The organism is Nonomuraea sp. NPDC002799, assembly GCF_053592075.1.
In genome coordinates, this window is the sequence record NZ_JBSFVA010000018.1 from 151,340 (window position 1) to 166,291 (window position 14,952).

The 14,952-nt window shown below is 69.9% G+C and carries 14 protein-coding genes; 5 read left to right on the forward strand and 9 right to left on the reverse strand.

The genetic code is table 11. The features are described from left to right. Positions 1-119: 119 nt before the first annotated feature. From murA to purD, 3 genes are all read right to left on the reverse strand, one after another. Positions 120-1,385 carry a UDP-N-acetylglucosamine 1-carboxyvinyltransferase gene (murA, locus tag ACWD0F_RS29810; protein ID WP_449881053.1) on the reverse strand — a complete coding sequence of 422 codons (1,266 nt, stop codon included), beginning with the start codon at positions 1,383-1,385 and terminating at the stop codon, positions 120-122. 78 nt (positions 1,386-1,463) lie between these two features. Continuing rightward, entirely contained in the window at positions 1,464-2,300 is an 837-nt protein-coding gene (locus tag ACWD0F_RS29815) for a phosphoribosylaminoimidazolesuccinocarboxamide synthase (protein ID WP_449881055.1), read from the reverse strand. Then, complete coding sequence (purD, locus tag ACWD0F_RS29820) at positions 2,297-3,511, reverse strand: phosphoribosylamine--glycine ligase (protein WP_449881057.1); 1,215 nt, start codon at positions 3,509-3,511, stop codon at positions 2,297-2,299. Before purD ends, ACWD0F_RS29815 begins: the two co-directional genes overlap by 4 nt. A gap of 436 nt (positions 3,512-3,947) precedes the next feature. On the opposite strand from purD, the gene corA reads away from it, so the two are divergent. After that, positions 3,948-4,979 carry a magnesium/cobalt transporter CorA gene (gene corA / locus ACWD0F_RS29825; protein ID WP_449881059.1) on the forward strand — a complete coding sequence of 344 codons (1,032 nt, stop codon included), beginning with the start codon at positions 3,948-3,950 and terminating at the stop codon, positions 4,977-4,979. A 22-nt stretch (positions 4,980-5,001) separates the two neighbouring features. Here corA and ACWD0F_RS29830 read toward each other — a convergent pair whose 3' ends face one another. Then, positions 5,002-5,907, reverse strand: a complete 906-nt coding sequence (locus tag ACWD0F_RS29830; protein ID WP_449881061.1) for a glycerophosphodiester phosphodiesterase family protein — start codon at positions 5,905-5,907, stop codon at positions 5,002-5,004. 109 nt (positions 5,908-6,016) lie between these two features. Between ACWD0F_RS29830 and ACWD0F_RS29835 the strand changes: the two genes are divergently transcribed. Then, entirely contained in the window at positions 6,017-6,664 is a 648-nt protein-coding gene (locus ACWD0F_RS29835) for a GNAT family N-acetyltransferase (protein WP_449881063.1), read from the forward strand. Between the two features lie 88 nt (positions 6,665-6,752). Here ACWD0F_RS29835 and ACWD0F_RS29840 read toward each other — a convergent pair whose 3' ends face one another. The 3 genes from ACWD0F_RS29840 to fbaA all read right to left on the reverse strand — a co-directional run bounded on the left by ACWD0F_RS29840 (position 6,753) and on the right by fbaA (position 9,744). Continuing rightward, entirely contained in the window at positions 6,753-8,036 is a 1,284-nt protein-coding gene (locus ACWD0F_RS29840) for an adenylosuccinate synthase (protein ID WP_449881065.1), read from the reverse strand. 98 nt (positions 8,037-8,134) lie between these two features. Continuing rightward, positions 8,135-8,545 carry a DUF3151 domain-containing protein gene (locus ACWD0F_RS29845; RefSeq protein WP_449881067.1) on the reverse strand — a complete coding sequence of 137 codons (411 nt, stop codon included), beginning with the start codon at positions 8,543-8,545 and terminating at the stop codon, positions 8,135-8,137. A gap of 176 nt (positions 8,546-8,721) precedes the next feature. Then, positions 8,722-9,744, reverse strand: a complete 1,023-nt coding sequence (fbaA, locus tag ACWD0F_RS29850) for a class II fructose-bisphosphate aldolase (protein WP_449881069.1) — start codon at positions 9,742-9,744, stop codon at positions 8,722-8,724. Positions 9,745-9,871: 127 nt separating this feature from the next. Between fbaA and ACWD0F_RS29855 the strand changes: the two genes are divergently transcribed. Continuing rightward, positions 9,872-10,585, forward strand: a complete 714-nt coding sequence (locus tag ACWD0F_RS29855; RefSeq protein WP_449881071.1) for a DedA family protein — start codon at positions 9,872-9,874, stop codon at positions 10,583-10,585. Positions 10,586-10,622: 37 nt separating this feature from the next. Further along, positions 10,623-11,066: a hypothetical protein gene (locus ACWD0F_RS29860; protein WP_449881073.1), complete on the forward strand. Its 444-nt coding sequence runs from the start codon at positions 10,623-10,625 to the stop codon at positions 11,064-11,066. Between the two features lie 39 nt (positions 11,067-11,105). Here the strand turns inward: ACWD0F_RS29860 and pyrE are convergent, their stop codons facing one another. Together pyrE and ACWD0F_RS29870 are read right to left on the reverse strand one after the other, a co-directional pair. Then, positions 11,106-11,639, reverse strand: coding sequence for an orotate phosphoribosyltransferase (pyrE, locus tag ACWD0F_RS29865; RefSeq protein WP_449881075.1), 534 nt, complete (start codon positions 11,637-11,639; stop codon positions 11,106-11,108). Continuing rightward, positions 11,636-12,331 (reverse strand): hypothetical protein, encoded by a 696-nt coding sequence (locus ACWD0F_RS29870; protein ID WP_449881076.1) that lies wholly within the window; start codon positions 12,329-12,331, stop codon positions 11,636-11,638. The genes pyrE and ACWD0F_RS29870 overlap by 4 nt, the downstream gene beginning before the upstream one ends. A gap of 95 nt (positions 12,332-12,426) precedes the next feature. Here ACWD0F_RS29870 and ACWD0F_RS29875 point away from each other — a divergent pair, with 95 nt between their 5' ends. After that, positions 12,427-14,826 (forward strand): sigma-70 family RNA polymerase sigma factor, encoded by a 2,400-nt coding sequence (locus tag ACWD0F_RS29875; RefSeq protein ID WP_449881078.1) that lies wholly within the window; start codon positions 12,427-12,429, stop codon positions 14,824-14,826. Positions 14,827-14,952: the final 126 nt, after the last annotated feature.

Here is a 14,952-nt window from a genome sequence, read left to right on the forward strand (position 1 = left end):
TCTTTTGGAACGATCGCTCGCGGGGGCCGTAATGTCACGCCCGACTTTTCCGGAAAGCCGTTCTGGTTGACCGCCCGACAAGATGTCCTAGCAGCTCAACGCGGTATTTCTCGCGTTTTTTAGCGCTCGGAAATCTCTCGTGTAATGTCCGCGCCGAGCGCGCGCATTCGCGCCGCGAGATGTGCGTGACCGCGATCGATCAGGTATCCGGAGTCGATCAGGGTCTCGCCTTCGGCGGCGAGCCCGGCGAGCACGAGCGCAATCCCGGAACGCAGATCGTGCGCCGTCACCTGCGTTCCGGTGAGAGGCGTCCGGCCGCGCACGATCGCGCGGCTGCCCTCCACTTCCACGTTTGCGCCCATCTTGTTGAGCTCGCCGGCCAGCGCGAAGCGGCCGTCGAAGATGCGCTCGTGAATGTAGCTGGTGCCGTCGGCCAGCGCCGCGACGGTCATCATCGGCGACTGCAGGTCGGTGGCGAACCCGGGGTAGGTGTCGGTGATGACGTTGATCGGCCGCAGCGGGCCCTCGCACCGCACGTGCAGCACCGCGCCCTGCCGGGCGAACTCCACGCCCATCTGCTCCAGCTTGTAGCGCACGACGCCCAGGTCGAGGCCCGTCCCCACCAGGCTCACCTCGCCCCCGGTGATCGCCGCCGCCATCGCGAACACGCCCGCGTCCAGCCGGTCGGGCATCACCGTGTGCTCCACGGCGTGCAGCTCGTCGACGCCCTCCACGGTGATGAAGCCCGTGCCGCCGCCGCTGATGCGCGCGCCCATCTTGGTGAGCATGTCGATGACGTCGAGCACCTCGGGCTCCAGCGCCGCGTTCTCGATCACGGTCGTGCCCTTGGCCAGGGCGGCGGCCATGATGAGGTTTTCGGTGCCGGTGTGGGAGGGCGTGTCGAGATAGAGGGTCGCCCCCGTCAGGCCGGACGCCTTGACGTGGATGACGGTCTCGCCCTCGTCCACGATCGCGCCCAGCCGCTTGTAACCCAGGTAATGGAAGTCGAGGTTGCGGCTGCCGAGATTGCAGCCGCCGACCCCTTCCACGATCGCCTCGCCCAGCCGGTGCAGCAGCGCGGGAGTGAACAGGACCGACCCGCGAAAGCGCCTGGCGATCTCGGCGGGCAGCACGGGGCTGGAGACCCGGGAGGCGTCGATGACCAGCGTGCGCTCCGACTCGTGCAGCTCGACGTACGCGCCGATGGTCTCGGCCAGCTCGACCGCGCGCCGGACGTCTTCGATGATCGGCACGTTGCGCAGGACGGTGCGTCCCTTAGCGGCGAGCAGAGCCGCACCGATCATGGGTAGCACGGCGTTCTTCGCGCCCTGAATGAACGCGGTTCCACGCAGTGCGTTGCCACCGCGCACGCGGTAACGGACCATTTCGTGCGGCTCCTTGAAATCAACGGTGAGGCTCGATCGGGCCAACAGTAGTCGCTAACACCACATGACCCAGCCGAATCATCCGCTAAAGGGAGCCCCCGTGACGCGCTCATACGCTTCTAGGTATCGCTCGCGGGTGCGCTCGACCACATGGTCAGGAAGTCGAGGTGGGGGGTTTCCGGAGGCTTTGTCCCATCCCGATTCGGGCGAGACTAGCCAATCGCGTACATATTGCTTGTCAAAAGAAGGTTGCGCACGACCCGGTTGCCATTGGTCGATGGGCCAGAATCGCGACGAGTCGGGCGTCAGCACCTCGTCGCCCAATGTCAGCACACCGTCGGCGTCCCAGCCCAGCTCGATCTTGGTGTCGGCCACGATGATGCCGCGCTCGCGGGCGATCTCCGCACCGCGGGTGTAGACGGCCAGGGTGACGCGCCGCAACTCCGCGGCGGTCTCCGCGCCGACCAGCTCGACCACCTGCTCGTACGAGATCGGCTCGTCGTGCTCGCCCATGGGCGCCTTGCTGGACGGTGTGAAGATCGGCTCGGGCAGCCGCGACCCGTCCTCCAGCCCCGCCGGCAGGGCCACTCCGGAGACCGTGCCGCCGGCGCGGTATTCGCTCAGCCCGCCACCCGTCAGGTAGCCCCGGGCCACGCACTCGACCGGCACCATCTTCAGCGGCTTGCACAACATGCCGCGGCTGTCGTCGGCCTTGCCCACGATGTGGTTGGGCACCACGTCCTTGAGCTGGTCGAACCACCACAACGACATCTGCGTGAGGATGGCCCCCTTGTCGGGGATGTCGGGCTCCAGCACGTAGTCGAAGGCCGAGATCCGGTCGGAGGCGACCATCAGCAGCAGGCCGTCGTCGGTCTCGAACAGGTCGCGGATCTTGCCGGAGTGCAGGTGCTTCATGGGGCGATGTCCGTCCTGTGGTGGGCGCCGCGCAGCCGGACGCGGCTGACAAGATCGTAAGCGTTGCGGCGGGCGGTCTCCTGGTCCGGGCCATGGCCGATGACGTTGAGCACCCGCCCTCCGTCGGACACGACCTCGCCGCCCTGCCGCTTGGTGCCGGCGTGAAGCACGTACGCGTGATCGGAGGGCTCCAGCCCGGTGATCACGTCGCCCTTGACCGGCGCCTCGGGATAGCCCTCCGCCGCGATCACCACACTCACCGCCGAGCCGTCCTTGAACACGGGGTCGAGCCCCAGCTCACCGGTCGCGCACGCCATCAGCAGCCCGCCCAGCGGCGTCTCCAGCCGGTCGAGCAGCACCTGCGTCTCCGGGTCGCCGAACCGCGCGTTGAACTCCACCACCTTCGGCCCCTTCGACGTCAGGGCCAGCCCCACGTAGAGCACCCCCTGGAAGGGCAGCCCACGACGCGCCAGCTCCCCGATCGTCGGGTGCACGACCTCCCGCATGACCTGGTCGGTGAGCCCGTCGGGCGCCCACGGCAGCGGCGTGTAGGCGCCCATGCCGCCGGTGTTGGGCCCCTCGTCGCCGTCGTAGGCGCGCTTGAAGTCCTGCGCGAGCTGCATCGGCACCGCGGTGCTCCCGTCGCAGAGCGCGAACAGCGACACCTCGGGCCCGTCGAGGAACTCCTCGATCACCACGCGGTCGCAGGCCCGCGCGTGCGCGAGCGCCTGCTCCCGGTCGCCGGTGACGACCACGCCCTTGCCCGCGGCCAGGCCGTCGTCCTTGACCACGTAGGGCGCCCCGAACTCGTCGAGCGCCGCGGCGGCCTCCTGCTCGGTGACGCACGTCCTGGCCCGCGCCGTCGGCACGTCGGCCGCCGTCATGATCTCCTTGGCGAACGTCTTGGAGCCCTCGATCATGGCCGCCTCGCCGGACGGCCCGAAGCAGGCGATGCCCGCCTCGCGCACGGCGTCGGCGACGCCGGCCACGAGCGGCGCCTCGGGGCCCACCACCACGAGGTCGGCCCGCAGCCGCGTGGCCAGCTCGGCCACCTGCCCGGGGTCGAGGGGATCGACGGGATGGACGGTCGCGACCTGGTCGATGCCCGCGTTACCGGGAGCACAGTGGAGCTCGCTGACCTGGGGATCGAGGCTGAGGGAACGGCACAGGGCGTGCTCACGCCCGCCGGTGCCGATGACTAGAACGCGCACGTGCTCCATTGTCGCAGGCCCGGAGCCTTGCGCACGCTCAGGTACGCGGCACGGCAATCACCGGAACGGCCATGGAACTTTGTGGACTTTCACCTGAGCGCGCGCTGCTCAGACCGGTATCGTCGGTTGGGTTCAGCCGTCTGTGGTAAGTTAGGGCGGCTTTGCGGCTTCTCTTGTGATTGGAGGTGGTCCGGGATGAATCCTGGTGATCCCAGCAGTACGTACTTCCGTGCGTACACCGTGAATACCCCCGACCACTCCAATCCGGCAGCCTGATCGTGCCTCCACGCATGTGTGTTGATTGAGGTGACTTTTCATCGCGCGTGGAGCGTGCCAGGTCGGGCGGAAAGGGACTGCCATGCGCTCGTCCACGCTTTTCCGTCGCATCAACCGTCACCCCGTTCAGCCGCGGGTGGCGCGCCCGTTGCCTCAGCCCGTGCGTGACGTCTGCGGGCCTCCCGTTGACTCCCTCGTCGAATTCGGCGCCTACATCCAGGGCAAGAAGATCGCGTCCTCGGGCATCGTCGAGGCGCTCGACCTCGTGCGCGCGCACAACAACGGCGCCGACGGCGTCAAGGCGTTCGTCTGGGTGGGACTGCACGAGCCCGACGCCCCCGAGGTGGAGTGGCTCTCCGAGGTGTTCGGCCTGCACCCGCTGGCCGTCGAGGACGCCGTCAAGGCCCATCAGCGGCCCAAGGTCGAGCGGTACGGCGACTCCCTGTTCATGGTCCTCAAGACCGTCGCCTACCTCGACCACGACGAGCTGACCGCCAACAGCGAGATCATCGCGACCGGCGAGATCATGGTGTTCCTCGGCGTGGACTTCGTGGTGACCGTGCGGCACGGCGAGCACTGCCCGCTCACCATCGTCCGCGAGCGCCTGGAGGACAAGCCCAAGCTGATGAACCGTGGTCCCGCCGGCGTCCTGCACGCCATCGCCGACCACGTGGTCGACCAGTACCTTCAGGTCGCCGACCTCATGCAGCTTGAGCTGGAGGAGGTCGAGGCCACGGTGTTCGCCGACGTCAGCTCCCGCGACATCAACCGGATCTACCAGCTCAAGCGCGAGATGCTGGAGATGAAGCGGGCCGTCACACCGCTCCAGTCGCCCCTGTCGGCGCTGCCGCAGCGCCGCGTGATCCCCTCGGAGATGCGCGAATACTTCCGCGACGTCGGCGACCACCTGTCCCGGGTGTGCGAGCAGGTGGAGGCCTCGAACGAGCTGTGCAGCTCCATCCTGCAGGCCGCACTCGCCCGCTCGAACGCGCTGGCCAACGAGGACATGCGCAAGATCTCGTCCTGGGTCGCCATCCTGGCCGTGCCCACGATGATCGCCGGCGTCTACGGCATGAACTTCGACTTCATGCCCGAGACCAAGCAGGTCTGGGGCTATCCGGCGGTGCTGGCCCTCATGGTCACGGCCTGCGTGCTCCTGCACCGCGGCTTCCGCCGCAACGGCTGGCTCTGAAAACCCGCTCCGAACCCCCGCTCTAGACGCCCACGGGCTTGAGCGGGCCGACGGGCGCGGGCAGCGCCAGCCCCCGCTCCCGCCACAACTCCCGCATACGATCCGGATAGTCGGTCACGACCCCCGCGACGCCCAGATCCAGCATCCTGCTCGCCAGCCCGGTCTCGTTGACGGTCCAGACCGCCACGTCGAGCCCGGCCGCCGCCGCCTGCGCCATCAGCGCCTCGTCCACCATGACGTGCTCGGGCGAGAGCGTGGTGGCGCCGGCGTCTCGTGCCGCGGCGGGCACGTCGTCGCCCACGCCGTCGTTCCAGTGCAGGGTGTCGAGCTCGATCAGCGCGAACCGCCGCGTGCCGGGGGCGAGCCCGGCGGCGTGGGAGAGGATCCGCCAGTCGAAGCTGAGAATGGCCACGTTGCCGAGCCGCCCGTGGCGCTCCAGCTCCTCGACGACCAGCTCGGTGAAGAGCCGGGGATCGGGCGTCAGCTCGGGTCTGGTCGGGTCGGACTTGAGCTCGACGTGCAGGCGCACGTCCTCGGCCTCGTAGGCGTTCACCAGCCCGAGCACCGCGCCCAGCGTGGGCATCCTGGTCTCGGGCATGGCGACCTGCGTCAGCGCGAACGGGTCGTCGGGATGCCGCGGCAGCCGCACGCCCACGTCGAGGGTGCGGAGCTGCGCCAGGGTGAGGGAGCTGATCGGCTTGCCGACGTAGGGGAACAGCGGATCGCCGGCGTGCAGCGGCCGCCGGTCGGCGCTCGTCACGGCGGAGACCGTGAGGTCGTGCGTGAGCACGAGACGCCGATCGGCGGTGAGCGCGACGTCCAGCTCTAGCGCATGCACGCCGAGCTCCATCGTCCGGCTCATCCCCGGCAGAGTGTTCTCCGGCCAGAGGCCCCGAGCACCCCGGTGACCATGAATCTCAACGCGCACAACGGGGACCCTACCTGGCGCGGGGCGTGCTTAGGGGGTGCCACGCCGTGTCCTTTTTATCCTGCTACGCCCGGTCAAGCGGATAGCTGTGGACAATAGGCTGGTATTCATGACGGAGGTTCTCAAAACGGCCCATTTGGCAACAGTTCGGGCGTGGGTTGACGGCTGGGCCATCTCCCGCAACACCCCTGATCCCGTACGCGAGCCGTGGGGTCTGCGCGTGGACGTCGGCCTGCCCGGCCACGTGGTCCGCCACGTCGTGGCCGCCCCCACCCCGGAGATCCTCCACCACCTGACCACGACGCTCACCACGCCCGGCACCTGGCTCAAGCTCTGCGCCCCCACCGAGGCCGTCGCCCCGCTGCTGGCGCGCGGCTGGGCGGTCAAGGACGCGGAGTTCATGATGACCGCCCCGCTGACCCGCGCCCCACAGTCTGCCCCGCCCGGCTACACCCTGGCGGTCACCACCAGGGCGGGCGTCACGGCGGTCCGGCTGCTGACGGCGGCGGGGGAGGTGGCGGCCAGGGGCCAGTTCGCCGTGGCAGGCCGGACGGCCGTGGTGGACCAGGTGGAGACGGCCGCCGCCCACCGCCGTCGCGGCCTGGGCACTGTCGTCATGCGCATCATGGCCGCCACGGCCGCGGAGACGGGGGCGAGGGCGGGCGTCCTGGTGGCGACGGCACAGGGCCGGGCGCTCTACGAGACCCTGGGCTGGACGCTCCACACCCCCATGACCGCCGCCGTGCGCACCGCCTGACCGCTCCGCTCGGACGAGTGGCCGGGCCGGTCTGCTCGAACGCAGCCGGGCCGCTTCGTTCGGACGAGCGGCCTGGCTGCTCCGCTGCTCAGACGAGCGGCCGGACCACCACGGTCTGGTCGCGGCCGGGGCCGACGCCGATGGCCGAGATCGGCGCCCCGCTCATCTTCTCCAGCGTCCGGACGTACGCCTGCGCGTTCGGCGGCAGGTCCTCGAACGACTTGGCGCCGGTGATGTCCTCCTGCCACCCCGGGAACTCCTCGTAAATGGGAGTCGCATGGTGGAAGTCGGTCTGCGTCATCGGGATCTCGTCGTGGCGCACCCCGTCGACGTCATAGGCCACGCACACCGGGATCCGCTCCAGCCCCGACAGCACGTCGAGCTTGGTGAGGAAGTAGTCGGTGATGCCGTTGATCCGGGTCGCGTACCGGGCGATCACGGCGTCGAACCAGCCGCAGCGGCGGTTGCGGCCGGTGGTGACGCCGTACTCGCCGCCGGTCTCGCGCAGCCAGTCGCCCATCTCGTCGGTCAGCTCGGTCGGGAACGGCCCCGAGCCCACCCGCGTGGTGTACGCCTTGAGGATGCCGATGATCTTGGTGAGCCGGTTCGGCGGGATGCCGGCCCCGGCGCACGCGCCGCCCGACGTGGGCGAGGAGGAGGTGACGAAGGGGTAGGTGCCGTGGTCGATGTCGAGCAGCGTCCCCTGGCCGCCCTCCAGCAACACGAACTTGCCCTCGTCCAGCGCCTTCGACAACACCAGCGAGGTGTCGGCGATGTGCGGCTTGAGCCGCTCGGCGTAGGCGAGGTACTCCTCCAGCACCGCCCCGAGCTCGATCCCGCGCCGGTTGTAGACCTTGGTCAGGACCTGGTTCTTCTCGGTCAGGGCGACCTCGATCTTCTTCGCCAGGATCCCGGGGTCGAGCAGGTCCTGTACGCGCACGCCCATCCGGGCGATCTTGTCCCCGTACGCGGGCCCGATCCCGCGCCCGGTGGTCCCGATCTTGGCCTTGCCGAGGTAGCGCTCGGTCACTTTGTCGAGCGCCTTGTGGTGCGGCATGATCAGGTGCGCGTTGGAGGAGATCAGCAGCCGCTCGGCGGAGATGCCCCGCGCGGCCAGGCCGTCGATCTCACTCAGCAGCACGCCGGGGTCGATGACCACGCCGTTGCCGATCACCGGGACCACGTCCGGAGACAGGATTCCCGTGGGTAGCAGGTGCAGCGCATATTTCTGGTCACCGATGACCACGGTGTGACCCGCGTTGTTGCCACCCTGATAGCGGACGACGTAATCGACGTCGCCACCGAGCAGATCGGTGGCCTTGCCCTTACCCTCATCGCCCCACTGGGCCCCAACGAGAACGGCAGCCGGCATGGTTCAGTCTCCCGAGCACAAAACGAAACCCCTGGCGCAAGTGCGACAGGGGCTCTTGCGTAGAGAGACTACCCGAATCTACCTATTCACCCCAAGGGCTACCCCTTGGCCAGCGCGTCGTAGCCCGTTTCCGAGCTGTCCTTGAGGAACTGCAGGCACCGCTCGGCCTCGTCCTTCTCACCGATCGTCTGAGCCGCTCTGGCCAGGGAGTAGAGGCAGCGCAGGAAGCCGCGGTTGGGCTCATGCTCCCAGGGGATGGGGCCATGCCCCTTCCAGCCGTTGCGGCGGAGCTGGTCGAGCCCGCGGTGGTAGCCCGTTCGGGCGAAGGCGTAGGAGGTGACGGCGTGCCCCTGGGCGAAGTACTCCTCCGCGAGCACCGCCCAGGCGCCCGGGTGGGCGGGGAAGCGGGCGGCCACGTCGGCGGCCTTGGCACCGGATTCGAGCGCCTCCCTGGCCTCGGGCAGGTCCGGCAGGTGAGTCGGGGGCGGCCCGGCGAGAAGGTTATCCATAGGACAAGTCATACCCGCCGGGCCACCGAAGTGGCTACTGATGAGGAACCCGCGAAATGGCGCCACCCTCGCGGCCGTCTTGCGGACCGCTTCTGTGCCATCACGACCGCTATGTGCCCTCGGGACGCTTCCGTGCCGTCAGGACGCTTCCGTGCCGTCAGGACGCTTCCGTGCCGTCAGGACCGCTTCGTGCCGGCGCTCTTGAGGTGCTGGCACGCCTCCACGACGCGGGCCGCCATGCCGCCCTCGGCGGCCTTGCCGTACGAGCGCGGGTCGTAGACCTTCTTGCTGCCGACGTCGCCGTCCACCTTGAGCACGCCGTCGTAGTTGCGGAACATGTGGTCGGCGATCGGGCGGGTGAAGGCGTACTGCGTGTCGGTGTCGACGTTCATCTTGACGACCCCGTACGAGATGGCCTCGTGGATCTCCGCCAGCGACGAGCCGGAGCCGCCGTGGAAGACCAGGTCGAACGGCTTGTCCTTGCCGTACTTGGTGCCGACCGCCTCCTGGATCTCCTTCAGCACGCTCGGCCGCAGCTTGACGTGCCCTGGCTTGTAGACGCCGTGCACATTGCCGAACGTGGCGGCCAGCAGGTAGCGGCCCTTCTCGCCGAGCCCCGCCGCCTCGGCGGTGGCCAGCGCGTCCTCGGGGGTCGTGTACAACTTCTCGTTCATCTCGCCGACGACGCCGTCCTCCTCGCCGCCGACGACGCCGATCTCCATCTCCATGATGATCCGCGCCCGTGCGCACTTCTCCAGGAGCTCCCTGGCGATCTCCAGGTTCTCCTCCAGCGGCACGGCGGAGCCGTCCCACATGTGCGACTGGAAGAGCGGGTCGAGGCCCTTGGCGACCCGCTCCAAGGAGACGTCGATCAGCGGGCGCATGAAGCCGTCGAGCTTGTCCTTGGGACAGTGGTCGGTGTGCAGCGCCACCGTGACGGGATACTTGGCGGCCACCACCCCCGCGAACTCGGCCAGCGCCGTCGCGCCCGTGACCATGTCCTTGACGGTGGAGCCGGACAGGAACTCCGCGCCGCCCGTGGAGATTTGCACGATGCCGTCGCTCTCGGCCTCGGCGAAGCCGCGCAGGGCGGCGTTCAACGTCTGGGACGACGTCACGTTGATCGCCGGGTAGGCGAATCCGCCGGCCTTGGCCCGGTCGAGCATCTCAGCGTAGACCTCTGGAGTCGCAATAGGCATGATTCATCTCCCTGAGAAGTTACGGCTTCACGCCAGGCCCAGTATCCCGGCTCACTACCCGCTGTGGTAGAGACAACGCGTCGTTGGTGGTCGAGTCGTGCCCCGCCGCTACGGGTAGGCTTCCGGCGTGGACTGGCTTTGGAATCTCCTCGACCCGACGTGGTGGCTCACGATTCTTGGCGCTTTCGCCACGGTCGGCGTTCTGGCCATCATCTTCGCCGAAACGGGTCTGCTGCTCGGGTTCTTCCTGCCTGGTGACTCACTGCTGGTGGCCGCGGGGATTTTCAGCTCTGTCTCGGTCGCGCAGGGAATGGGCATCCAGCCGCTCTCCCTCCCGGTGCTGCTGATCGGCACGCCGCTGTGCGCCGTCGCGGGGGCCCAGCTCGGGCATTTCCTCGGCGCCAGGTTCGGCAGGAAACTCTTCGACAAACCGGATTCGCGGTTGTTCAAGAGGGAGCACGTGCTCAGGGCGGAGGAGTTCTTCCAGAAGTTCGGCCCCGCCAAGGCGGTTGTTCTGGCCCGTTTCGTGCCGATTGTTCGGACTTTCATGAATCCGGTCGCGGGCGTGCTGGAGATGCCCGCCAAACGTTTCCTCATCTGGAACATCGCGGGCGGCGTCGTCTGGGTCGAGGGCCTGATCCTGCTCGGCCACTTCCTCGGCAGCAAGGTCGATCCCAAGCAGATCGACAAATTCATCCTGCCCGGTGTGTTCCTCATCGTGCTCATATCGCTGCTGCCGATCATCTTCGAGGCGATCAAGCACCGCAGAGCCGGCAAGAACCTTCCCGAGCCCAACGGCAAGCACCACCGCATCGCGTCGCGATCCGACATTCCGCGCTGACCAGAACCCCGTCATACCAACGGGTACGCTGCCCTCTGTGGGACGCCACAAGTCAGATCCGATGGGCCTCGCCCGCCTGGTGCTCGCCGTCCTGGCGGCAGGAGCCGTGGTGACGCTCCTCGCCATCGGCGGCCGGGCACTGGTCGGCTCGCTGGGCACACAGACGCCCGAGCGCGAGCGTGCCGCCGCCGGCGCGAGCACCGTCACCGCCACCGAAGAGGTGGCCACCGCCCAAGTGCCGACCGTGCGTCTTGAGTGCGTGGCCGAGACCTGCCCGCTCGTCACGGTGCGCGTGCCGGGCGGCGACGTGCTGCAGTATCGCGAGATGAGCAGGGGCGAGGAGGTCAGCTACTTCGAACCCGAGCTCGACGTGGTGCTCAGCGACGCGGGCACGGTGCACGTCACCGAGAACGGCAAGCTGCGCGAGCCGGGCAAGGACGGCGAACGCGAGGCGTTCACCGTCCGCGGCCCCGGCGGCTGAGCAGGACGAGAGGCGCTGAGCGCGTCTTACCGCAGGCGGTCAGAGTCCGAGGTCGGTGAGGGTGAAGGCGCTGCGGCACTCCAGCCCCTCCTCGGAGATCCGCGCCGCACCACCCCGGTCGACGATCAGCGCCACCGCGACCACCTCGGCCCCCGCCTCCCGCACCGCCTCCACGGCGGTCAGCGGCGAGCCGCCCGTGGTCGAGGTGTCCTCGACGACGAGCACCCGGCGCCCCTTGATCTCGGGCCCTTCGATGCGGCGCTGCATGCCGTGCGCCTTCTGCGCCTTGCGCACCACGAACGCGTCCAGTGCGCGCCCGCGCGCCGCCGCCGCGTGCAGCATCGCGCCCGCCACCGGGTCCGCCCCCAGGGTGAGCCCGCCCACCGCATCGAACTCCAGGTCGTCCGTCAGGTCGAGCAGCACCTGCCCGATGATGGGCGCGGCCACGCCGTCGAGCGTGATCCGCCGCAGATCGAGATAGAAGTCGGCCTCCAAGCCCGAGGAGAGGGTCACCTTGCCGTGCACCACGGCCTTGTTCTTGATCTCGGTCAGGAGGGTGTCGCGATTCGTCATGCGTCCAAGCTTAGGGTTCTGATCAGGGCCAGAGCCTGCCCGTACGCCTTCGGCAGCGGCCGCACCCGCACCCGTGGCCGCCGGCCGTACAGGATCCGGGCCTCCCGCAGGCGCGCTACCTTGCCGGGCAGCCGTTCGTCGCTCCTGGTCAGCGCGCCCACCCGGGCGGGCGCGAGTAGCGCGAGCGTCTCGTCCCCCGGCAGGGCCCTGCGCAGCGCGGTGGCCAGGTTGAGCGCCATGGCCAGCCGCTCGGCCACCTCATCCGCCTTCCGGTACGGCTCCGCCACCACCAGGCACATCCCCGCGGCCGACCCCCGGTAGAGCTGCCCCAGCCGGGTCCGCAGGTACGCCACGGTGGCCAGCCCTGTCAGCGGATCCTCGCAGTGCAGCTCCCCGAACGGCGCGACGCTCTTCTCCGCCCACCCGGAGGCGAACGAGCGCACGGCGGCGAACGGCGGCTCGCCCGTCCCCACCTCGGTGAACAACGCCGCCAGGTCGTCCATGCCCTCGGCGATGCCCACCCCCGCGTCCGCCCTGGCCGCACCCAGCGCCCAGCAGGCGAGCGGCAGGTCGCGGTCCCCGCGCACGGCCTTGACCGCGTCCTCGGCCTCGGGCGCCCACCAGTCGTCCGCCAGCGACCAGCCCGCCGCCATGCTCCGGCCGCGCCAGCGCGCCATCATGTCGTCCTTCATCGCCCCTCCCATCAGTAAAGACGCGGCTTCGGTTGGGCCATGACGGAGAATGCGGAATGATGGCGCAGGCAACCCCGCGTAATCGTGAGGTCACTATGGGTGTCGAATCGCCGCAGAGCGACGCAGATTTGCTTCAGGCGGCCAGAGAGGGCAACGCCACCGCCTACGGGCAGCTCTACGAGCGCCACGTAGCGGCGGCCCGCGCCCTCGCCCGGCAGCTCGCCAGAGGCGCCGAAGTGGAGGACGTCGTCGCCGAGGCGTTCACCAAGATCCTCGACCTGGTCGGCCGGGGCGGCGGCCCCGACTCGGGCTTCCGCACCTATCTGCTGACCGTGGTCCGCAGGACGGTCTACGACCGCTCCAGGGTCGAGCGCCGCCAGGTGACCACCGGCGAGATCGAGCTGTACGACCCGGGGGTGCCGTTCGTCGATCCCGCGCTCGTGGGTCTGGAGAAGTCGCTGATCGCCCGGGCCTATCTGTCGCTGCCCGAGCGGTGGCGGGCGGTGCTCTGGCACACCGAGGTGGAGAAGGCCAAGCCGGCCGACGTGGCGCCGCTGCTGGGCCTGTCGGCCAACGGCGTGGCCGCGCTGGCCTACCGCGCCCGGGAGGGACTGCGGCAGGCCTACCTGCAGATGCACCTCGGCTCACCGCCGCAGCACGACTGCCGCCCCGTGCTCGGCAAGATGGGCGCCTACGTCAGGGGCGGGCTGGCCAGGCGCGACTCCAAGGTGATCGACGAGCACGTCAACACCTGCGAGGAGTGCCACGGGGTGCTGCTGGAGCTCACCGACGTCAACCGCGGGCTGCGGGTCATGGTCGGGCCGCTGATCGCCGGGCCGCTCTTCGGCGGCTACGCGGCGGCGCTGGCCAAGTCGGCCGCGGTGGGCGGGGGCGCGGGCGGGCTGCTGCGGATGTTCGGCTGGGTGCGGCGGGCGCCGAAGCACCAGCAGGCCGCGATGGCCGGCGCGGTGGCCGTCACGGTGGCCGTGGCCGCGGGGCTGCCGCTCGTCTCCCATGACACGCCGGCCAGGAAGCCGGCGGCGGTGCCGGCCGCGCAGCCGCCCGCGCAGCCGCCCGTGTCACGGAGCCCGGAGCCGGCGTCGTTGCCGTTGCCGGTGCCGCTGCCGTCGCGGCCGTCGGGCGAGGCACCCAAGCTGGTGCCGGCGCCGGTCAGGAGCAAGCCGGGCAGGGTCCGGCTGAGCGCGACGATCGACGCGCTGGGCGCCCTCGTCCGCGCCCAGCCCGGCATCGTCGGCATCCGCCTGCGCAACTACGGCACGGCCCCCACCGAGGAGCTCGCGGCCACCGTGGACCTGCCGCCCGGCGTCACCCTCATCCCGTCCGTCCGGGGCGGTCACGGCACGGCGGTCGCCGCTCCCTTGAGCACAGCGGTCGTCGCCGCTTCCGTGGGCACGGTGGACGGCTGGGCCTGCCGTCCGGCGGCCGGCGGCGCCACGTGCGCCAGGAAGCCGCTGGCGGCCGGGCAGGGCACGGCGGTGTTCCTGCGGGTGCGGGTGGCCGAGGGCGCGCCGGAGGGAGCCGGGCCCGCCCTGCGGATCGACTCGGGCTCGCTGCGTGTCAGGGCGCGGGCGGAGCACGGCGTACGCACGACGGGAGCGCCGGCCAGGTTCGCCACCGACGGGAAGGTGGCCGTCAGGGCGATCGGCAACTCCCTGCTGAGCTGCCCCGAGGAGCGCTCGGGCTGCCTGGAGGCCCGGCGGCGCCAGGACGTTCAGCGCGACAACGACCTGTGGCCGATGACCGCGATCGACCAGGACGACACCTCCGGCACCCGCGCCTCCAGCGGGGCCGATCTGTCCCTGCCGAAGGGCGGCCAGGTCGTGTGGGCCGGGCTCTACTGGTCCGCGAGCGGCGAGGGCGGCGGGCCCATCAAGATCAGGCCGCCGGGGCGGCACGGCTACCTGACCGTCCGGCCCAGCCAGGTGACGCGGCGCGAGCTGCCCCTGGGGCCGGTCTATCAGGCGTTCGCCGACGTCAGCGAGCTGGTCGGCGACACACGCAGGAACGGCACCTGGTGGGCGGCCGACGCGCCGATGGCAGAAGGGGTGTCGCGGCATGCCGGATGGAGCCTGGTGATCATCGTCACCGATCCGGCGGAGCCGTACAGTCAGGCTGTGGTGCTGGACACGGCCACCGTGGTCGGCGGCAGGACGCCGCGGTTGCGGATCCCCCTGGGCGGCCTCAGCCCGGCCGCCACGCCCGCCAGGATGGAGCTGGTGACGTGGGAGGGCGACGCCGACCTCAAGGGCGACAAGGTCTCGCTCGGGTCCGGCCCGCTCACCCCCGCGGGCGGCGATCGCGATGGCGCGAACGTCTTCGACGGCTCGTCGAGCGGCGTGACCGAGATGACCTTCGGCACCGACGTGGACACGGTCAGCGCCGAGCTCGGCGTGGACCCCGGGCTGACGATCGCCACGGGCAAGGATGTCGTCCTGTTCGGGGTGGCCGCGTTGAGCGTGCGTGCGCGATCGTGACCACGAACGGGACAAACTGGTACGGTCTGCCTCAAAGGTCCGGCCGACCAGCGGGCGCGGGGCGAATCGTCGGGATTAACCCTCGCGCGATCACCTGCTTTCATTACCCTGAGAGAGGGCCGCCGA